General features: G+C 62.3%; 18 protein-coding genes. 13 read left to right on the top strand and 5 right to left on the bottom strand.

What is annotated here, in order from left to right; translation table 11 throughout:
• Positions 1 to 20: 20 nt before the first annotated feature.
• The 3 genes from FHU29_RS03455 to FHU29_RS03445 are packed head-to-tail and all read left to right on the top strand — an operon-like array spanning position 21 to position 3,716.
• The gene (locus FHU29_RS03455) at positions 21 to 1,724 is read left to right on the top strand and encodes a PHA/PHB synthase family protein (RefSeq protein ID WP_064440177.1); all 1,704 of its coding nucleotides are present in this window, start codon (positions 21 to 23) and stop codon (positions 1,722 to 1,724) included.
• Positions 1,721 to 2,566 (top strand): poly(3-hydroxyalkanoate) depolymerase, encoded by an 846-nt coding sequence (phaZ, locus tag FHU29_RS03450; protein WP_064440176.1) that lies wholly within the window; start codon positions 1,721 to 1,723, stop codon positions 2,564 to 2,566. The genes FHU29_RS03455 and phaZ overlap by 4 nt, the downstream gene beginning before the upstream one ends.
• Positions 2,556 to 3,716, top strand: a complete 1,161-nt coding sequence (locus FHU29_RS03445; RefSeq protein ID WP_064440175.1) for an acyl-CoA dehydrogenase — start codon at positions 2,556 to 2,558, stop codon at positions 3,714 to 3,716. Before phaZ ends, FHU29_RS03445 begins: the two co-directional genes overlap by 11 nt.
• An 85-nt stretch (positions 3,717 to 3,801) precedes the next feature.
• On the opposite strand, the gene FHU29_RS03440 is transcribed toward FHU29_RS03445, so the two are convergent.
• Entirely contained in the window at positions 3,802 to 5,130 is a 1,329-nt protein-coding gene (locus FHU29_RS03440) for an MFS transporter (protein WP_064440174.1), read from the bottom strand.
• An 89-nt stretch (positions 5,131 to 5,219) separates the two neighbouring features.
• Positions 5,220 to 5,843, bottom strand: coding sequence for a TetR/AcrR family transcriptional regulator (locus tag FHU29_RS03435; RefSeq protein ID WP_064440173.1), 624 nt, complete (start codon positions 5,841 to 5,843; stop codon positions 5,220 to 5,222).
• A 143-nt stretch (positions 5,844 to 5,986) separates the two neighbouring features.
• Between FHU29_RS03435 and FHU29_RS03430 the strand changes: the two genes are divergently transcribed.
• Genes FHU29_RS03430 through FHU29_RS03390 form a run of 9 tightly spaced genes read left to right on the top strand, consistent with a single transcriptional unit; the run spans position 5,987 to position 15,624 of the window.
• The gene (locus tag FHU29_RS03430) at positions 5,987 to 6,799 is read left to right on the top strand and encodes an enoyl-CoA hydratase-related protein (protein WP_064440172.1); all 813 of its coding nucleotides are present in this window, start codon (positions 5,987 to 5,989) and stop codon (positions 6,797 to 6,799) included.
• A 25-nt stretch (positions 6,800 to 6,824) separates the two neighbouring features.
• Entirely contained in the window at positions 6,825 to 7,970 is a 1,146-nt protein-coding gene (locus tag FHU29_RS03425; RefSeq protein ID WP_064440171.1) for an acyl-CoA dehydrogenase family protein, read from the top strand.
• Between the two features lie 31 nt (positions 7,971 to 8,001).
• Positions 8,002 to 8,748, top strand: a complete 747-nt coding sequence (locus FHU29_RS03420) for an SDR family NAD(P)-dependent oxidoreductase (protein WP_064440170.1) — start codon at positions 8,002 to 8,004, stop codon at positions 8,746 to 8,748.
• Positions 8,749 to 8,761: 13 nt separating this feature from the next.
• Entirely contained in the window at positions 8,762 to 10,396 is a 1,635-nt protein-coding gene (locus FHU29_RS03415) for an AMP-binding protein (protein ID WP_064440169.1), read from the top strand.
• Between the two features lie 5 nt (positions 10,397 to 10,401).
• Entirely contained in the window at positions 10,402 to 11,601 is a 1,200-nt protein-coding gene (gene pcaF, locus FHU29_RS03410) for a 3-oxoadipyl-CoA thiolase (RefSeq protein WP_064440346.1), read from the top strand.
• A gap of 7 nt (positions 11,602 to 11,608) precedes the next feature.
• Positions 11,609 to 12,385 (top strand): enoyl-CoA hydratase/isomerase family protein, encoded by a 777-nt coding sequence (locus FHU29_RS03405; protein WP_064440168.1) that lies wholly within the window; start codon positions 11,609 to 11,611, stop codon positions 12,383 to 12,385.
• Between the two features lie 4 nt (positions 12,386 to 12,389).
• Entirely contained in the window at positions 12,390 to 13,289 is a 900-nt protein-coding gene (locus FHU29_RS03400; RefSeq protein ID WP_232322952.1) for a 3-hydroxyacyl-CoA dehydrogenase family protein, read from the top strand.
• Entirely contained in the window at positions 13,289 to 14,440 is a 1,152-nt protein-coding gene (locus FHU29_RS03395; RefSeq protein ID WP_064440167.1) for an acyl-CoA dehydrogenase family protein, read from the top strand. The genes FHU29_RS03400 and FHU29_RS03395 overlap by 1 nt, the downstream gene beginning before the upstream one ends.
• A gap of 14 nt (positions 14,441 to 14,454) precedes the next feature.
• Positions 14,455 to 15,624, top strand: a complete 1,170-nt coding sequence (locus FHU29_RS03390) for an acyl-CoA dehydrogenase family protein (RefSeq protein ID WP_064440166.1) — start codon at positions 14,455 to 14,457, stop codon at positions 15,622 to 15,624.
• Here the strand turns inward: FHU29_RS03390 and FHU29_RS03385 are convergent.
• The gene (locus FHU29_RS03385) at positions 15,591 to 16,880 is read right to left on the bottom strand and encodes a fatty acid desaturase family protein (protein ID WP_064440165.1); all 1,290 of its coding nucleotides are present in this window, start codon (positions 16,878 to 16,880) and stop codon (positions 15,591 to 15,593) included. The two genes, FHU29_RS03390 and FHU29_RS03385, sit on opposite strands and share 34 nt — an antisense overlap.
• A 170-nt stretch (positions 16,881 to 17,050) precedes the next feature.
• The gene (locus tag FHU29_RS03380; protein ID WP_083962291.1) at positions 17,051 to 18,055 is read right to left on the bottom strand and encodes a thiamine-phosphate kinase; all 1,005 of its coding nucleotides are present in this window, start codon (positions 18,053 to 18,055) and stop codon (positions 17,051 to 17,053) included.
• Positions 18,056 to 18,110: 55 nt separating this feature from the next.
• On the opposite strand from FHU29_RS03380, the gene FHU29_RS03375 reads away from it, so the two are divergent.
• On the top strand, positions 18,111 to 18,665 hold the full coding sequence (locus tag FHU29_RS03375) for a DUF3515 domain-containing protein (protein ID WP_064440164.1): 555 nt from the start codon (positions 18,111 to 18,113) through the stop codon (positions 18,663 to 18,665).
• A 3-nt stretch (positions 18,666 to 18,668) separates the two neighbouring features.
• On the opposite strand, the gene FHU29_RS03370 is transcribed toward FHU29_RS03375, so the two are convergent.
• Complete coding sequence (locus FHU29_RS03370) at positions 18,669 to 19,784, bottom strand: D-alanine--D-alanine ligase family protein (RefSeq protein ID WP_064440163.1); 1,116 nt, start codon at positions 19,782 to 19,784, stop codon at positions 18,669 to 18,671.
• Between the last annotated feature and the right edge of the window lie 29 nt (positions 19,785 to 19,813).

Here is a 19,813-nt window from a genome sequence, read left to right as displayed (position 1 = left end):
ACCTCAAAGGATTCACGCATATGGTCACCATCAACACCCAGAAAATTGACGAAACGCTCGCCGAAGCCTCAGCACCCATCGACATGCTGCTGACGAACGCTGCCCGCAGCCAGTGGCGGCGTTTCATTCCCGGCGCCTCCACTTTGAAGCTCGGCGCAGCCATCGCGGATAAGCCCAGCGTCGTTGCAGACGAAGTAGTCGGCCTGGTCCGCGAACTCGCTCACGTCGCCACCGGTAAGTCAGAGATCACTCCGAACAAACGCGACCGCAGGTTTAATGACGCCGCATGGCTCTCGAACCCGTGGCTACGTGCCATCTTGCAGGGCTATTTAGCGATCGACCAGACCGCGCGCAGTGTTGTCGGCGAACTTGAATTGGACTGGCGTGATCGCGAACGGATCGAGTTCGCTCTGGAAAACATCCTTGACGCGGCCGCCCCCAGCAACATTCCGGGAATCAATCCCGTGTCGCTGAAAGCGCTGATCGATACGGGCGGTATAAGTGCCGTCCGAGGAATTCGGAACCTCCTGCGGGACTTCGCAAAAGCACCGCGCGTCCCGGCGATGGTCGACACATCCGGCTTCACGGTCGGCGTCAATATCGCTGCCACCGATGGCTCCGTCGTTCTGAAAACACCCACCTTCGAGCTGATCCACTACCGTCCGGTCACCGAGGAGGTCGGCAAAGTTCCCTTGCTGATCGTGCCGCCGCTTATCAACAAGTACTACGTCGTCGACCTTGCACCAGGCCGCAGCCTCGTCGAATACCTTGTCTCGCAGGGGCAGCAGGTCTTCATCCTCTCGTGGTTCAACCCCACCGCAGAGCAGCGTGACTGGGGTATCGACCACTACGCCACGGCGGTGATCCAGGCGCTCGACGCGGTCCAGAAGATTGCCGACACCGAGAAAGCGCACATAATGGGCCTGTGTTCCGGTGGTGCCCTGCTGTCGATGGTCGTGGCGCATCTATCGGCGACCGGACAAGGTGAGCGCATCGCGAGCATGAGCCTCGGCGTCAACGTCCTTGACCAGTCGCGAGCCGGGCTGCAGGCAGCGCTGACCGGGAAGAAATCCGCTACGGCAGCCGTCAAGTATTCCGCGTCGAAAGGCTACCTCGACGGCGGAGCCCTGGCGGAAATGTTCGCGTGGATGCGCCCGAATGACCTGGTGTGGAGCTATTGGGTGAACAACTATTTGCAGGGCAGAGACCCCGCTGCCTTCGACGTGCTGTTCTGGAACGCAGACACGACCCGAATGACCGCCGCGCTGCACCGCGACTTCATTGAACTTTTCCTGGACAACAAGCTCGCCACACCCGGCTCGGCTTCCCTGCTCGGGACCGACGTGGACCTCTCCGCGATGAAAGCCGATTCATATGTTGTCGCCGGGGTGGCCGATCACATCAGCCCGTGGCAGGCGTCGTACCGCAGCGCCAGACTGCTCGGTGGTGACACCCGCTTCGTGTTGTCGACGAGCGGACACATCGCGTGCATGGTGAACCCACCGAGCAACCCGAAAGCGTCCTTCCGTGTTAACCCCGAAATGCGGGCGACCGCCGAGGATTGGCTCGACGGCAGTGAGAAGGTTCAAGGCTCATGGTGGCCGGACTACGCGAAGTGGCTTGCGGACCGCAACGAGGGAACTGTGCCCGCACCGCGCACACTCGGTTCCGAGCAGTACCCAGCAGGCGTCCGTGCCCCCGGCCAGTACGTCTTCGAAACATGAGCGCGTCGCTAACTCCGATCCGCGGCACATGGATTCGCGTATGTGGCTATGAGATCCGGGTTCACGTTCGGGAAGGACGGGGCGACGAGCATGACGTCCCACTGGTGTTGTGCAACGGAATCGGCGCGAGCCTCGAAGTCTTCGATTCGCTCATCCAAGGGCTTGATCCGGAGCGCACCGTCATCAGCTTCGATGTTCCAGGCTCCGGGCTCTCTCCGGTGCCGCGCCTGCCGTACACGTTCCATGTCCTCGCGGCCACCGTGGCACGGATGCTCACCCAATTGGGTTATGTCCGCTTCGACGTCCTCGGCTACTCGTGGGGTGGCGCGCTAGCGCAGCAGCTGGCGTTCCAGTTCCCACGCCGGTGCCGCCGCGCGGTCCTCATGTGCACGGCGACGGGCGTGATGATGGTGCCAGCCAAGCCGTATGTGTTGTGGCATATGACGACTCCCCGGCGCTACCGCGACCCCGAGTACGCAGCTCAGGTCGCTCCGTTGATCTATGGCGGCGCGGCCCGGACCGACCTCGAGGGAGTCAGAGCGGTGTTCGGCAAGGTCGAAACCGCCGCGAGCCGTCGCGGCTACGTCTATCAGCTCCTCGCCGGGTCAATCTGGGCGAGCCTGCCATTTCTGCCCGGCATCTGGCAGCCCGTTCTCATCCTCGCGGGCGACGACGACCCGATTATCCCGCTGGTCAACGCGAAAGCGATGCAACGGCTGATTCCCCACGCCCAACTGTCCGTCTTTCCTGGCGGGCACATTGACCCCCTCCTGCGAAGCGACGACATCGGGAGTCGCATCGAACGTTTCCTCACCCAGAAAGACAACGACAATGACGAGTAACCCTGACTTCGACCTGTTCCAGGTTGCCGACGAACACAATGAACTCCGCGCCGCGATTCGGTCCCTCTGCGAGAAGGAAATCGCTCCGTACGCGGCGGAGGTCGATGAGCACGAGCGCTACCCCGAGGAAGCCTTAGCGGCGCTGACAGCGTCTGGCTTCAACGCGGTACATGTTCCGGACGAATACGACGGCCAAGGAGCCGATTCGGTCGCGACGTGCATTGTCGTCGAGGAAGTGGCGCGCGTTTGCGCGTCGTCATCGCTGATCCCTGGCGTCAACAAGCTGGGCACAATGGGGTTGATCCTCAACGGAAGCGAGGACCTGAAGCAGCAAGTGCTTCCGTCAATCGCGTCCGGCGAAGCGATGGCGTCGTACGCGCTGTCCGAGCGCGAGGCTGGATCTGACCCAGCATCGATGCGCACGCGGGCCAAGGCTGATGGTGAGGACTGGATTCTGAACGGTTCGAAGTGCTGGATCACCAACGGCGGCAAGTCCACCTGGTACACGGTCATGGCCGTCACCGACGCGGATATGGGTGCGAACGGCATTTCCGCGTTTATGGTGCACAAGGATGACGAGGGCTTCACGGTCGGCCCGAAGGAGAAGAAGCTCGGCATCAAGGGCTCGCCAACCGCCGAACTGTATTTCGAGAACTGCCGCATCCCTGGTGACCGGATCATCGGTGAGCCGGGCACTGGATTCAAGACCGCGCTGGAAACGCTGGACCACACCCGTCCGACCATCGGGGCGCAGGCTGTGGGCATCGCGCAGGGAGCACTCGACGCCGCGATGGAGTATGTGAAAGATCGCAAGCAGTTCGGTAAATCGGTCAGCCAGTTCCAGGGTGTGCAGTTCATGCTCGCCGACATGGCCATGAAAATAGAGGCCGCGCGCTTGATGGTGTACCACTCGGCTGCACGTGCCGAACGCGGCGAGAAGGGGCTTGCGTTCATCGCGAGCGCGGCGAAATGCTTCGCCTCCGATGTCGCGATGGACGTAACAACCGACGCGGTGCAACTGTTCGGAGGTGCCGGTTACACTCGCGACTTCCCGGTTGAGCGGATGATGCGCGACGCCAAGATCACGCAGATCTATGAGGGCACCAACCAGATTCAGCGAGTCGTCATGGCGCGGTCACTTCTGCGATGACGCCGTTCCCGAATCCATCTGCGGAGGTAAAACGAAACTCGCGTTTTTGCGTGTTCTCGTTTACCTCCGCAGATGGATATGAGAGTCAGGAGGTCAGGTCACTGTTTCGGGTCTCGCGCAACTTGAAGGTGCAAACAAGGCTGAAAAGAGCCATCGCTGCGAGGTACACACCGATTGAGTAGCTGCCGAAAGAGGCGACGAGCCACGCCGCGAACAGTGGCGGAACCGCACCGCCGAGCACGCCCGCTAGGTTGTACGCAACACCGGCGCCCGTATAGCGGTAGCGGGAGCGGAACAGTTCGGGAAGGAACGCACCCGCTGGGCCGTAGGCGGCACCGACAATGCCGAGGGTGACGGAAACACCAACCGCGAAAGCCAGTGGCGTGCCGATATTCAGAATCGGGAAGAGCGCCAGCGACCAGACAACCGCGAGTCCATTCGCGATGACGGTCACCCTGCGACGACCGATCCTGTCGGAGTAGATCGCCGACCACACCGTCGTCGCGGCGAAGCAGAATCCAGCCAGGATGCCGATGGAGAGGACAGTCTGCCGCGGCAGTTCGAGCACCGTCGTCCCGTAGTTTGTCAGGTACGTGACACCCATATAGAAGAACGCGAACAGCATGGTGATCGATCCGGCAGCGAGAAGTACCTCACGCGGCTGCCCCTTCGCAACCTCGAACAGCGGAACTTTGGCCACGTCGTTCTGCGACGTAACGTTCTTGAACGCGGGAGTTTCTTCGATGTTCATCCGGATGTAGAGCCCGACCATCACGAGAATAACGCTGGCAATGAAGGGTATCCGCCATCCGTAAGCCATGAACTGCTCATCCGTCATGGTGAGACTGGTAATCAGGAAGGTGCCGCTCGCGAGCACGAAAGCAAGCGACGGACCTAGCTGCGGAAACAGAGCGTACATGCCCCGCTTAGCTTTTGGCGCATACTCGGCGGTCAGCAGTACAGCACCGGCCCACTCTCCTCCGACCGCGAGGCCCTGACATAAACGCAAGACGATGAGCAGGATCGGAGCGGCGACACCGATAGATGCGGCCGTGGGCAGCAACCCAATGGCCAGCGTCGCCACACCCATCAGCAAGAGGGTCGTAACGAGGGTCGCTTTGCGACCTACGCGGTCTCCGAAGTGCCCGAACAAGATCGAGCCAAATGGCCTGGCCACGAAGGCGACACCGAACGTGGCGAGGGCGGCCAGCGTCCCTGCCGCCGGTCCTAGCGCAGGGAAGAAAACCGTGCCGAAGACGAGCGCAGCCGCGGTTCCGAAGATAAAGAAGTCGTAGTACTCGATCGTGGTCCCAATCAAGCTGGCCGCCGCGACGCGCCGCATGGGCCGATTCGAGGGGGATCTGCCAGTCGCGACGTTCGGCGGTGGTGCCGATGCCCTAGTGGTGGTTTTCATACGAGGCCTCCAGTTTTGAATGAATGCTCATTCAAAACCATAGACACAGCGGACTGTGATGGTCAACACACAGCGTGAAATTGAGTGAACTAACCCGCGGGACGAATGGATGCCAGCAGCATTGCGAGCTCGCGCTCGATGTACTGCTCGAGGGTCAGATACTCGCTGAGATGCCAGTGCTTGAGCGCCCACCCATGGGCACACATCAACAGGTTGTGTACGACGAGTTCAGCGTCGACATCAGCGAAGACGCCCGCCTCGACCCCATCTCGCACCGCCTGCCGGATCGGCTCAGTGGTTTCAAGCTCGAGATGCTTGATCTGCTCGAGCCCTTCAGGCGTCAGGGTCTTACTCTCCCGATAGGTCAGCACCGTCGCCGCCCGCTTAGCATCGACCACCTGACAGAACACCCGGAAACCGTTCGATAGCCGCTTTACTGGATCCGCTCCGGCGGCGTCGAGCGCAGCGGGCACTTCGTCACGGAAGTCCTCCAGGATGTCGACAATTACGGCGCGCAGTACGTCTTCTTTGTTTCCGAAGTACTGGTAGATCAGACCGACGCTCATCTTGGCTTCGTCCGCGACCGCTTGCATCGACATCGAGTGGAACCCCGATACCTGCATCAACCGGGTTGCCGCCTGCAGTACCTGCCTCCGTCGGCGCCGGACGCGCTCTTGCTTTGCATCAGACACCGCCGTTTTTGGTGCCGCCATCAGGGCCCACCCCTCTCCGCAGTTGGGTCTGCGCCGCCCCACACAACATTGAATACCCGTTCATCCTACCCCTTGACGCAGATCACACCACGAGCTACGGTTGCTGCATTGAATGAACATTCATTCACAGTAGGGAGTAGGGAATGACCAGGGTAAAGAGCACCTCATACGACGACATCAAGTACGAGATCGACGGGCCCGCAGCAATCATCACTATCAACCGCCCCGAACGCTTCAACGCGTTCCGCGGAAGAACCGTCGAAGAGTTGGTGTGGGCATTCCGGGCCGCCTGGGCTGACCCGAAAGTGCAAGCCGTCATCCTCACCGCTACAGGTGAGAAGGCTTTCTGCACTGGCGGTGACGTCAAGCAGCGCGCCGAGACTGGCGACTATGGCCCGACCGAGAGCGGGATGTTCGAAATCGGGTACCTCCACAAGTTGATTCGCGACATCCCCAAGCCCGTCATCGCTGCCGTCAACGGTGTCGCGGTCGGTGGTGGCCATGTGCTCCAGGTTCTTTGTGACGTCTCGATTGCAAGCGAGACGGCGCGATTCGGCCAGGCTGGCCCGAAGGTCGGGTCGTTCGACGCCGGGTTCGGGACCGCCTACCTCGCCCGAGTCGTCGGTGAGAAAAAGGCGCGCGAGATCTGGTTCTGGTGCCGCATGTACGACGCACAGGAAGCGGAGCGCATGGGCTTAGTGAACAAGGTCGTTCCGTCCGAAAACCTGCTTGACGAAGCGAAAACGTGGGCCCGCGAGGTAGCCGAGAAGAGCCCTACTGCCATCCGCTTCCTCAAACAATCATTCAACGCAGACACCGATCACCAAGCAGGTCTGAGCAACCTTGCTATGTCCGCGCTCGACCTCTTCACCGCCTCTCCAGAAGGCCTCGAAGGGGCTGCGGCGTTCGCTGAGAAACGCAAGCCTGACTTCAACTCTTACGCCAACTGGCATTAACCAGTAACAGCAGAAGGCATCACTTATGGACTACCAGTTCACCGAGGACGAAGAAGCCTACCGCCAAGAGCTACGGCGGTTTGCAACGAAAGTGCTTGCACCCCACTATCAGTCTGACGATAAGGCTGCGAAGCTGCGGCCGGAACTCGTCAGGGACATGGCAAACATGGGACTCACCGGCCTGCGAATCCCCGAGGCCTACGGCGGGCAGGAAGCAAGCGCCGTCATTGCGGGCATGGCTGCCGAGGAAGTGGGTCGCGGCGACTTCAATGCAACCTACCTCATCATCGTCTCCGCGCTCATCAGCGATGTGCTCGTCCGTCATGCCACGGACGAACAGAAAGCACAGTGGCTCCCTCCGATCGCAACCGGAGACGTCATCCCAGCGCTGTGCGTCACCGAACCCGGACACGGCACCGACGCGGCCCAGCTCGAACTGCGTGCCGTACCGGACGGCGACGGCTGGAAGCTCACCGGCGAGAAGACTTCGATCACGCTCGGTATGGACGCGCACACCGGCCTCATACTCGCACGAACCGGCGCTAAGGGCGCACGCGGAGTGAGCGCATTCTACGTTGACCTCGACGAGCGCTACGTCACACGCACACCATTCGACGATCTTGGCAGCCGCTCCATCGGGCGCGCATCGCTGCACTTCAACGAACTGCCCGTCAGACCCGATCAACTCGTCGGCGAGGAAGGCGACGGCTTCGTCTCCGTCATGCAGGGGTTTGACTACTCGCGCGCGATCATCGGACTTTCCTGCCTCGGAGCGGCGCAAACGTCACTCGATGAAGCGACGCAGTGGTGCCGCGATCGCGAATCGTTCGGCCGGCCGATCGGCGCCTTCCAGGGCGTCTCCTTCCCTCTCGCTGAGTACGCCACATACGTGCGCGGCGCTCGCCACGTCTGCTACGAGGCGCTATGGAAGAAGGACAGTGACCTTGAACACAGCAGTGAAGCTGCGATGGCGAAATTCTGGGCGCCGAAGCTATCCGCGGAGGTGATCCACCAGTGCCTTCTGACGTTTGGTCACCTCGCCTACTCGACCGAAAGCCCGCTCGGACAGCGCCTTCGCGACGTCATCGGACTCGAGATCGGTGACGGCACAGCTCAGGTTTCCAAGCTCATCATCTCCCGCAACATGCTCGGCCGCGCATACGCGCCCTAGTCGTAACACTGACAGAACAGGACCCTCAGACATGGGAAAGCTCGACAATAAGATTGCCATCGTCACAGGCGCCGGCCAAGGAATCGGCCGCGGCATCGCCGAGAAGCTCGCCGGCGAGGGTGCCACCGTCGTCATCACCGACATCGACGAAACATCAGCCAAGGAAACCGCAGGTGCAATCGGCGGCGGAGCCATCGGTGTCCGAGCTGACGTCACCTCACTCGAGTCAGTGAACGACATGGTCCAGCAGGTACTCGGCCAGTTCGGGCGCCTCGACGTGCTCGTCAACAATGCCGGCTGGGACAAGGCCAGCCCGTTCGTAGACTCTGACCCGGCGGACTGGGACAAGGTCATCCGGATCAATCTGTACGGCGTCCTCAACACGTGCAAGGCAGTGCTGCCAGCGATGGCGGAGCAGGGCTTTGGCTCGATCGTCAACGTAGCGTCCGATGCCGGACGTGTGGGATCGTCCGGCGAAGCCGTGTACTCGGGCGCAAAGGGCGGCGTCATCGCGTTCACCAAAGCGATCGCCCGCGAGATGGCGCGCCACCAGGTCAGCGCCAACGCTGTCTGCCCCGGCCCCACCGATACCGCGCTGTTCGCCTCCCTCGGCGGCGACAATCCGAAGCTGCGCGACGCGCTCACCAAGGCGATTCCGTTCCGCCGTCTCGCGCAGCCCAGCGATCTTGCCAACGTCGTCGCGTTCTTCGCGTCCGACGAATCCAGCTACGTCACCGGCCAGACCGTCAGCGTCAGCGGCGGCCTCACCATGAGCTGAGAGAAGAACCCCGATGGACTTCGAAACGATCCTTACTGATGAGCAGATCGACAAGTACACCGAGCAGGGCTATTGGGTCGGGAAAACGATCACGGACTATCTCGACGATGCCGCTGCCCGCACCCCCGAAAAGACTGCCTTTGTCGACGCGCGCGGGCAGGTCAGCTACCGCGACCTGAAGCAGAACGTCGACAGGTGCGCGCTCGGCCTGCTCGAACTCGGTGTGCAGCCCGGTGATGTGGTTTCGTTCCAGCTGCCCAACTGGATCGAATGGATCGTGCTGCATTACGCCGCGTCGCGCATCGGCGCGATCAGCAACCCACTCATCCCGATTTACCGGGCGCGAGAAGTCGGATTCATGGTGGGACTCGCGAAGTCGAAGGTCATCGTCGTCCCCTCGGAATTCCGGAACTTCGACTATCCCGCCATGATCGACACACTGCGCACGCAGTGGCCGTCTGTCGAGCACGTGCTCGTTGTCGACGGCAAGCCCGGTCAGGGAACGGGCACGTGGGAAGACTTCGTCGCGACGCCGTGGGAAGAGCGCCGCGATCCCTCCGAACTCGCCGCCCTGCGCCCCGACCCCAACGACGTCACACTGCTGATCTTCACGTCGGGAACCACCGGGGAACCCAAGGGGGTCATGCACACGCACAACACCGCGATCGCCGCGAACAATCCGCTCCCGGTACGTCTCGGCATCACGGAAAACAGCGTGATCCATATGGCATCGACGCTCGCCCACCTCACCGGTTTCCTGTACGGCGCACGACTGCCAGTCCAGTCCGGTGCGACCGCCGTCCTGCAGGACGTGTGGGATCCTGCGCGGTTCGTAGAACTCGTTGAGCAACACGGGATCACCTACACCTCGGCGGCGACACCGTTCCTGCACGACCTGCTCGTCGCACCCAACCTCGACAAGCACGACGTCTCCTCATTGCAGCGGTTCTGCTGCATGGGCGCACCCATCCCCCGCGCGATCGTCCGGGAAGCCCGGGACAAGCTGCCCGGCATGATCGTGCTCGGTGGTTGGGGCCAGAGCGAGGACGCGCTCGTCACCCTCGGCATCCCGGGTGACCCGGAAGAGAAAATCATCGACACTGATGGCTACCCGTGGCCGGGCATGCGGATCCGTGTCGTCGATACTGACGGGAACGAACTCCCCTCGGGCAACGAAGGACGGCTCCAGGTGACCGGCCCGTTCCTCTTCGTGGGTTACGCCGAACGCCTCGACATGACGCGCGATTGCTTCAACGGTGAATGGTTCGACACCGGTGACCTCGCGAAGATCGACGCCGACGGGTATCTGAGTATCGCTGGCCGAACCAAGGACGTCATCATCCGCGGCGGCGAGAACATCCCCGTCGCGTACGTCGAGAACGTGCTGTACGAGAACCCGAAGCTCGATATCGTCGCCGTGGTCGCCGCGCCGGATCCGCGGCTGCAGGAGCGCGCCTGCGCGTGCGTCGTCCTCAAGCCAGACGCGGAAGAGTTCACGTTCAGCGACATGAAGGAGTTTCTCGCAGCCAAGGGTGTTGCCAAACAGTACTGGCCGGAGCGTCTGGTGGTCCTCTCCGAGTTCCCGCGGACCGCGAGCGGAAAGATCCAGAAGTTTCAGCTGCGCGAGATGGTGAAGGGTGCTTCATGAATGGTATTAGTACCGCGTACCTGGTTTCCGGCGTGCGCACCCCGATCGGACGGTATGGCGGCGCCCTCGCGGGTGTCCGCACCGATGATCTTGCTGCGCACGTTATCCAAGCCCTCACCACAGCCGAACGCACCGTCGACTGGTCACGCGTGGACGACGTCATCCTCGGCTGCGCCAACCAGGCCGGTGAGGACAACCGCAACGTCGCCCGCATGGCTGGGCTGCTCGCGGAACTTCCCGTCACTGTGCCGGGCGGAACGGTGAACCGGCTGTGCGGATCGGGACTCGACGCGGTTGCGATCGCGGCGCGCACCATCAAAGCTTGCGATGCCGATCTGATCATCGCTGGCGGGGTGGAAAGCATGACCCGCGCGCCGTTCGTCATGACGAAGGCGGCGGCTGCTTGGTCGCGTTCGAACGAGGTGTACGACACGACGATTGGGTGGCGATTCGTCAACCCGCGCATGGCTGAGCTGTACGGCACCGACTCGATGCCGGAGACGGCGCAGAACATCGCCGAGTTGTACGGTATCAGCCGTGAAGCGCAGGACGCGTTCGCGCTCCGCTCGCAGGAACGTGCCGCAAAGGCGATCGCGAACGGCCGCTTCGCCAGGGAAATCGCTCCAGTAGAGATTCCTCAGCCTAAGGGTGACCCGCAGGCCGTCGACACCGATGAACATCCGCGCGCAACATCGCTGGGATCACTCGCTGCGCTGCGGCCCATCGTGCCTGGCGGCTCCATCACCGCGGGCAACGCATCCGGCGTGAACGACGGGGCCGCCGCCGTTCTCGTCGCATCCGAGCGTGCCGTCGAACGCTACGAGCTCACTCCCCTCGCCCGCATCAGCGCAGCGGCCACCGTTGGCGTCGAGCCTCGCATGATGGGGATCGGTCCCGCACCAGCAACGAAGCGGCTGCTGGAACGTACCCGTCTCAACATCGACGACATCGGCCTCTTTGAAGTGAACGAAGCGTTCGCTGCGCAGTCCCTCGCCGTGCTGCGCGAGGTGGGCCTGCCCGACGACGCGGAACACGTCAACCCCAACGGGGGTGCAATCGCGCTCGGCCACCCGCTCGGTGCAAGCGGCGCACGGCTCGCTCTGACAGCCGCTCTGGAACTGCGTGAGCGCGGAGTGAGCCGAGCAGTAGCCACGATGTGTATCGGTGTGGGACAGGGAATTTCCGTTCTCTTCGAGACCGCCTGAGGAAACTATGAACTACAAGACACTTCTCATCAGCATCGACGGCCACGTCGCGACGATCACGATCAACCGGCCTGAGGTGCGTAACGCCATCAACAAGCAGGTGCAGGAAGACATCCGCGACGCACTCGCACGCTTGCGCGACGACGACACCGTCGGCGCCATTGTGTTCACGGGGGTGGGTGATCGCGCATTCGCGGCCGGGGCTGACATCACCCAACTGAAGAACTACACCCTGCACACCGGCCTCGCGTCCGAGATGCAACGCTTGTACGACGTCATCGAGTCCTGCGAGAAGCCCACGATCGCGGCCGTCAACGGTTTCGCGCTCGGTGGCGGATGCGAGCTCGCGATGGCGTGCGACATCCGGATCGGGTCATCGAACGCCAAGTTCGGCCTGCCAGAAACGATGCTCTCCGTCTTGCCAGGAGCAGGCGGCACACAGCGGATGGCCCGGCTCGTCGGGGTTGGGCGCGCGATCGAACTCATCCTCACCGGCCGGATGCTCGACGCAGAGGGAGCGCGCGAAGCAGGCCTTATCACCGACGTCGTACCCAGCGAAAAACTGCTCGACACCGCCTACGACGTGGCGCGAACTATTTTGCGCCGCGGCCCGCTCGCGGTGCGGCTCGCGAAGCTCGTCATCCGTACCGGCTTCGACGCCGACCAGCGCACCGGACTCGTCGTCGAACAACTCGCGCAGGCGCTGCTCTACACCACAGACGACAAACGCGAAGGTGCGGAAGCTTTCCTCGCTCGCCGCCCAGCGGAATTCAGCGGGAGGTAAGCAAGTGATTTCCACGATTCTCGTGATCGGCGCTGGCGCGATGGGGTCACAGATCGGCATGGTGTGCGCGCTCGCGGGGTACACAACCGCCGTCTATGACGTTGACGCGTCACGGTTCGGCGAGACAACCCGCGACCTTCGAAACCGCCTTGATCGGCGCGTCAGCAATGGCAGCGTGAACGCGCCGGACCGTGACTCCGCACTCGCGCGTCTGTCGTTCACAACTGATCTCGATACCGCTGCTGCCTCAGCCGATTTTGTCATCGAAGCAGCGACCGAAAGGCTCCCCATCAAACGCTACCTTTTCGCGGCGATCGACAAGCTCGCGCCTGCACACACGATCCTTGCGACGAACTCTTCTGGCTTCGTGCCCTCCCAACTCGCTGATGCGACAACCCGGCCTGACCGCGTGTGCAACATGCACTTCTTCAACCCCGCACTCGTGATGAAGTGCGTGGAGGTCGTACGCGGGCCGCAGACGTCAGACGACACGATCGCGACCACGGTGGCACTCACCGAACGGCTCGGCAAGACACCGGTCGTCCTGGACAAGGAGATCCCCGGGTTCATCGCCAACCGCATTCTCAATGCCGTTCGCGACGAAGCAATTTTCCTGTTCGAAAATGACATCGCGTCGGTCGGAGCGATCGACACTGCGTGCCGCACCGCGCTCGGCTACCCGATGGGTCCGTTCGAGCTGATGGACCTCACGGGCATAGACATCGGCTACTACACCAAACAAGCCCGCTACACCGAATCAGGCGATCTGAAAGATGCGCCGAGCGGCAGCGTCACTGCCCTGGTGGAACGGGGCGAACTCGGACGCAAATCCGGCATCGGCTGGTACGCCTACGACGCTGACGGTACCAAGAAGCCCCGCCCCGATTTTCGAGGAGAATCCTGATGGACCTCACACTGACAGACGATCAAAAGAAGTTCCGGCAGTATGCAAGAGAGTTCCTCGATAGCGCCGTCGTGCCGTACCGTGCCGAATGGGATCGCGTGGAATCAGTCGACACCAGCATCATCCCCAAGCTCGGCGAGATGGGATTCTTCGGGCTGACCATCCCCGAAGAGTACGGGGGGCTCGGCGGCGACTACATCACGTACTGCATCGGCATGGAAGAACTCGGACGCGCGGACTCCGCCGTCCGCGGCATCGTGTCCGTGTCGATGGGCCTCGTCGGCAAGTCGATCCTCGAATACGGCACCGAAGAGCAGAAGCTCGACTGGCTCTCTCGGATCGCCACGGGTGAAAGCCTGGCCTGCTTCGGACTGACAGAACCAGACACCGGTTCGGACGCGGGCAACCTGAAAACCAAGGCGGTGCGGGACGGCGACGAATACGTGCTCACCGGGCAGAAGATGTTCATCACTAACGGGACCTGGGCGGACGTGTGCCTCGTGTTCGCGCGCACTGGCGGCCCTGGACCGAAGGGCGTCTCCGCGTTTCTCGTCCCCACTGACAGGCCTGGCTTCGAAGCTCGCGAGATCAAAGGAAAGCTGGGACTGCGCGGGCAGGCCACCGCCGAGATTTATCTGACGGACGTGCGCGTGCCCGCCGCCAACCGGCTGGGTGAAGAAGGTACCGGGTTCAGCATCGCGATGAAATCGCTTGACAAAGGGCGCGTTTCAGTTGGTGCCGGATGTGTCGGCATCATCCAGGGCTGCCTCGACGCCGCCGTCGGATATGCGACACAGCGCCAGCAGTTCGGCCGCCCACTGGCGTCGTTCCAGCTGGTGCAGGACATGATTGCCGACATCTCAATCGAACTCGACGCCGCCCGCCTGCTCGTATACCGCGCTGCCTCCCTGATTGAGCGCGGCGAGGAGTTCAGCGTCGCCGCATCCAAAGCGAAGTACTTCGCGAGCGAAGCCGCGGTCCGCGCCGCAAACCTCGCCATCCAGGTGCTTGGCGGCTACGGCTACGTCGACGAATACCCCGTCCAGAAGTACATGCGCGACGCCCGCGTCATGACGCTCTACGAGGGCACCAGCCAGATCCAGAAACTTCTCATCGGCCGCGCCGCCACCGGCGTGAGTGCCTTCCTCTGAAAGGACCAGCATTCATGAATCCGCAAACACCGCTCGGCTTGTTCGGTACCGACGCGATAATCAACGACGAAGACCGCGCGATCCGCGACACCGTGCGTGCATTCACCGATGAACGTATCCGCCCGCATCTCGAGGAGTGGTTCGAGGCTGGCGCATTGCCCGCACGTGAGGTGGCCCAGGAACTCGGCAAACTCGGAGTCCTCGGTATGCACCTCGAGGGCTATGGCTGTTCAGGAACCAGCGCGACCGCGTACGGCCTGGCGTGTATGGAACTCGAAGCAGCCGATTCCGGACTGCGCAGTCTCGTCTCAGTGCAGGGGTCGCTCGCGATGTTCGCGATCTGGAAGCACGGCTCGGAGGAGCAAAAGCAGGAGTGGCTGCCGCAGATGGCGGCAGGTGAAGCGATCGGCTGCTTCGGACTAACCGAGCCTGACTTCGGTTCCGATCCCAGCGGCATGCGCACCAGGGCAAAACGCGAGGGTGACGACTGGATCCTCAACGGCACGAAGATGTGGATCACGAATGGCTCGATTGCCGATGTCGCGGTCGTGTGGGCACAGACCGACGACAAGATCCGCGGCTTCATTGTACCCACCGAGACTCCGGGTTTCTCGGCGCCAGAGATCACGAGGAAGCTTTCCCTGCGTGCTTCTGTCACAAGCGAACTGGTCCTCGATAATGTGCGGCTCCCGGCATCGGCGATACTGCCCGGAGCAAAGGGGCTCGCAGGCCCGCTGTCCTGCCTGAACGAAGCCCGCTACGGCATCGTGTTCGGCGCGCTCGGCGCCGCCCGCGACTGTCTGGAAACCGCGATTTCCTACACGAAGGACCGCGACGTGTTCGGCAAACCGCTCGCCGGGTATCAGGCGACACAGCTGAAGCTAGCCAATATGACCCTCGAGCTCGGTAAGGGCATGCTGCTGGCGCTGCACCTGGGCACACTCAAGGATGCTGGGCAGCTCCGTGCCGAGCAGGTGAGCCTCGGGAAGCTGAACAATGTGCGCGAATCGCTCGCGATCGCCCGCGAGTGCCGGACCCTCCTCGGAGCGAACGGAATCACCCTCGAGTACCCGGTCTTGCGTCACGCCAACAACCTCGAATCGGTGCTCACGTACGAAGGGACATCAGAGGTGCATCAACTGGTAATCGGTCAGGCGGTGACTGGACTTCCTGCTTTCCGCTGACGCCGTTCCCGCTTGATGCGCTTTCGCTGCGCTTTCAGTTCGGTCATCATGCGTTTACGCTGCACCTTTAACTCTGCAAGGGCAGTGCTCAGTCCCCGGCGGCGGCCTGTCGCTGGGTCCGTAGCAACCCATTCGAGTGCCTGTAATGCCTTGAACCTCAACTCCGAAGCAGTTTCAGGCGCATCGTCGGACGTGGCGCGCAGCATTCGGTCTGGAAGCGCGAGTTTGAAGACGGTGCGCTGCGTCAGCATCGCCTGCTTCATCAACGAGCCGGTCGTGTACGGCAGGTCGTACTTTTCGCACAGCTGTCGCACTCGTTCTGCGATCTCCGCGGCCCTGTTGCTGGGAAGATCTGGAAAAAGGTGATGCTCGATCTGGTAGCAGAGGTTCCCGCTCATGAATGCCATCGCGGGGCCAGCTTCGAAATTGGCGCTCCCCAGCATCTGCCGGAGATACCACTCTGCTTGCGTCTCGTTCTCGAGGTCCGACAGGACGAATTTTTCCGCTCCGTCGGGGAAGTGGCCGCAGGAGATCACTAGGTGCGCCCAGATATTGCGGGCGAGGTTCGCGGTCCCGTTGGCTGCGAGGGTCTGCTTCCAGCGACGGCCACTCAGTGCGGGGAAGAACACATAGTCCTTACCGACCTGGCGCACGATTTTGCGGCGGAAGGTCGCAATGTCTTCAGGAGAGGGCTTCCGCCCGTCAAACTGGAGATCGTGTAAGGCGATGCCCCACTCGAACCCCGCAGCCAGCAAGAGATTCTGAAGCGGCTGAAGGAGATGGATCGGCTTCCACTCTTGATCGCGGGTGACCCGAATGATCCCGAATCCCACGTCCTCGTCCATGCCGACGATATTCGTGTACTTGTGGTGAACGACGTTGTGCGCGTACTTCCACTGGACTGACGGCCCTGGCATGTCCCATTCCCAGGTGGTGGAGTGGATTTCCGGATCGTTCATCCAGTCCCACTGTCCGTGCAGCACGTTGTGGCTGATCTCCATGTTCTCAATGATTTTCGCCACCGCGAGGGCCGCCGTACCCGCGAGCCAGCCAGCTTTGCCGCGGCTGGCGAAGATCATGTATCGCCCCGCCGCATCAAGGATCCGCTGCGCAGCGATAGTCCGGAGGATATAGCGCGCATCACGCGAACCGAGCGAGTCCTCGATATCGCGACGAATGGTGTCGAGTTCGCGTCCAAGCGACTCAATATCCGCTTCGCTGAGATGTGAGTACTCAGCGATGTCCTTGATTGCCATTGCATCCCTTCGCAACGCAGCCCTGGCAGCTGCATCAAAATTTCCGCAAAGCGCCAGTGCGATGCGAGGGCGGAGAGCCGTCAGCGACCGCTCTTAGCCCCTCTTCGTAACTTTACCCGCATCGGGGCACCACCGGGTAGGACACGTCGGCGGAATCGAGCGGTACACCCCTACCAACTCGTCCAACCGTCGGCTGAACGCGTGGTGTGGTCCACTGTGACACCTTCACCCTCGGATACCGACCCGATGAGGCGCCAATTCTCCGGTATCGCACTTTGCGGTGCGAAGGCTGCGACGAGAGCATGATCTTCGCCACCATCCAGTACCCAAGCCATCGCGTCAGTTCCGCAGATTGCGGCGACAGCACGCACCGGTTCCGGACATCCCAACGCCGCAGTGTCAATATCGATCCGGACACCCGAAGCCCTCGCGATATGGCCCAGATCTGACAGCAGGCCGTCTGAGGTGTCGATCATTGCGTGAGCACCCGCCTCGGCGGCTGCTACGCCCTCACGGTAGGGCGGCCGCGGTGTTCGGTGGATCGCTACGCACTCGCGGGTTGCCGCATCGCCGGGTGCGATCCCGCGGGTCAGGAGTTCAAGGCCAGCAGCCGAATAACCAGTTTCGCCAGCCATCGCAATGAGATCACCGGGGCGCGCGCCACTGCGCAGAACCGCCCTGCGGCCGTCGAGATCGCCGAGGGCCGTCACGGATACTGTGATGTGCGGCGATTGAACGAGGTCTCCCCCGCCGATTCCCGCACCCACCGCTGACGCCTCCTCCCACAGCCCTTCGTTCAGCGCGTCCGTCACTGCCAGCGGGGTGTCTGCGGGACAACCCAGACCGACGAGAAACGTCAGGGGACGCGCACCCATCGCGGCCATGTCGGCGGCGTTTTGCGCTATCGATTTGCGTCCTATGTCATGGGGCGACGACCAGTCGGTCCGGAAATGCCGCCCTTCAACGAGCATGTCCACTGATGCGACCACAGTGCCGTGCGTGAGAGACACCACGGCGGCATCATCGCCGGGGCCGATAAGCGTGGCCGCTGGCTGTACCCTGCCTGCGGTGATGCGCCGTATGACACCAAACTCCCCGGCGTCGCGGACAGTTGCGCCTTCGGCTCGAGCGCCGTCTGACGGAGCAGGGAGATCGTCACGCGACTCAGCAATCACCCGACTAGAGTACGGTGACAGCCGAACTGACGTGCTGACCCCGTGATGAGGTGTTGTGAGCGAGACCAAGCCGGAACGCCGTTCCCCTGCTCTTATCGCGACCGCGATTGCCCTGCCGCTAGCTTTGATCACCGGACTCATCGTCGCTGCGGTTGTGATGCAGCGCGACCTTGAAGCAGAGCCGGTAATCCTCGCTGAGTTTCCCGCGCCGGGTGCCGATTCGGACGAGTGCGTCACGCTGCTCGATCAGCTGCCAGATGAACTCGGAAGTCTGGAACGTGCCGAGATCGTCGACCCAGCACCGGCGGCGACGGCAGCCTGGCGAGAGCCAGGCCTGCTCGACGACCCTGTCGTCCTGCGATGTGGCCTTGAGCGCCCCTTGGAGTTCGACCAGGCCGCGGCGCTCCAGCTCGTGAATGAAGTGCAGTGGTTCGAGGTGTCCGGCGCGGAAATGGGACTCGATTCAAGCACCTGGTACGCCGTCGACCGGGGCGAATACATCGCTCTGACGCTGCCGACCGGCACCGGCCCGACGCCTGTTCAGGTCATTTCAGAGGTCATCAGCGAGCATCTCTCCCAGCAGGAACTCGACCCCGCACCGATCGGCTGACTGCTATCGCAGACCGATACCCCGGGCAATCGCGGTATCGATCAGGGTTGAAATCAGCTCCTGGTACTCGACACCGGATGCTGCCCAGACACGCGGGTAAAGCGAGATCGACGTAAACCCGGGCATCGTGTTGACTTCGTTGATGAGTGGACCGTCATCGGTGATGAAGAAATCGACACGCGCAATGCCCTGACAGTCAAGAGCGGTGAATGCAGCCACGCTGAGGCGCTGGATCTCCCTGGTCATCGCGTCGTCGAGATTCGCCGGTACGTCGAATTCCGTGACGTCGTTGATGTACTTCGTTTCGAAGTCATAGAACGCCCCGCCCGCAGCGTCACCACCGTGGGTGTCGGGCAGTCTGATCTCCGCCACGACGCTTGCTTCTACCCTGCCATCCGGGAACTCGAGCACTCCACATTCGACTTCTCGTCCGACGACGCCCGCCTCAATGATCACCTTGGGGTCGTAGCGGCGCGCCTCATCTACGGCAGCGTCGAGATCGTCCCACGTCGTGATTCGCGAGATGCCGATGGACGAGCCCCCGCGCGCGGGCTTAACGAAAGCTGGCAGGCCCAAGTAGCCACGCTGGTCATCGGTGAGTGTCTTGACCCCCGGCCGCAGCACAATCTGGCGCCCGACGGGAAGGCCTTCGGCAGCAAGGAGCTTCTTGGTGAATTCCTTGTCCATCCCGCCCGCGCTCGCCAGAACGCCCGCACCCACGTAGGGAACGCCCGCCAGCTCCAGCAAACCCTGAATAGTGCCGTCCTCACCATAAGGACCGTGCAGAACCGGGAAAACCACGTCAACTGCAGCGAGTTCACCACCAGCCTGGTCTCCGTCAAGTGAGATCACCGCTCCGCGCCGGGCCGGCGACGCCGACAACGCAAGTTCGCCGCCTCCCGCGGATACCTCGGGAAGCGAGCCTGATGTGATGACGAGCGTGTCGGGGTCGGTGCCGCCGTTCACCCAGGCACCCTCCGGAGTGATTCCGATCGGAACAACATCGAAACGATCCCGATCGATATGGCGCAAAACACTTCCCGCTGAAACACAGGAAACGGAATGCTCACTGCTGCGGCCACCGAACACTACGGCTACACGGATTCGTTCACTCGTCACTCTTGAGACGCTACCTGGGACCGCCCCCA

The organism is Hoyosella altamirensis, from assembly GCF_014191505.1.
Classification (GTDB): Bacteria; Actinomycetota; Actinomycetes; order Mycobacteriales; family Mycobacteriaceae; genus Hoyosella; species Hoyosella altamirensis.
This window is presented reverse-complemented; position numbering and strand designations above follow the sequence as displayed.

Coding starts and splice junctions, on each gene's coding strand:
- FHU29_RS03455 (WP_064440177.1), top strand. CDS start 21: ATGGTCACCATCAACACCCAGAAAATTGACGAAACGCTCGCCGAAGCC.
- phaZ (WP_064440176.1), top strand. CDS start 1,721: ATGAGCGCGTCGCTAACTCCGATCCGCGGCACATGGATTCGCGTATGT.
- FHU29_RS03445 (WP_064440175.1), top strand. CDS start 2,556: ATGACGAGTAACCCTGACTTCGACCTGTTCCAGGTTGCCGACGAACAC.
- FHU29_RS03440 (WP_064440174.1), bottom strand. CDS start 5,130: ATGAAAACCACCACTAGGGCATCGGCACCACCGCCGAACGTCGCGACT.
- FHU29_RS03435 (WP_064440173.1), bottom strand. CDS start 5,843: ATGGCGGCACCAAAAACGGCGGTGTCTGATGCAAAGCAAGAGCGCGTC.
- FHU29_RS03430 (WP_064440172.1), top strand. CDS start 5,987: ATGACCAGGGTAAAGAGCACCTCATACGACGACATCAAGTACGAGATC.
- FHU29_RS03425 (WP_064440171.1), top strand. CDS start 6,825: ATGGACTACCAGTTCACCGAGGACGAAGAAGCCTACCGCCAAGAGCTA.
- FHU29_RS03420 (WP_064440170.1), top strand. CDS start 8,002: ATGGGAAAGCTCGACAATAAGATTGCCATCGTCACAGGCGCCGGCCAA.
- FHU29_RS03415 (WP_064440169.1), top strand. CDS start 8,762: ATGGACTTCGAAACGATCCTTACTGATGAGCAGATCGACAAGTACACC.
- FHU29_RS03405 (WP_064440168.1), top strand. CDS start 11,609: ATGAACTACAAGACACTTCTCATCAGCATCGACGGCCACGTCGCGACG.
- FHU29_RS03395 (WP_064440167.1), top strand. CDS start 13,289: ATGGACCTCACACTGACAGACGATCAAAAGAAGTTCCGGCAGTATGCA.
- FHU29_RS03390 (WP_064440166.1), top strand. CDS start 14,455: ATGAATCCGCAAACACCGCTCGGCTTGTTCGGTACCGACGCGATAATC.
- FHU29_RS03385 (WP_064440165.1), bottom strand. CDS start 16,880: ATGGCAATCAAGGACATCGCTGAGTACTCACATCTCAGCGAAGCGGAT.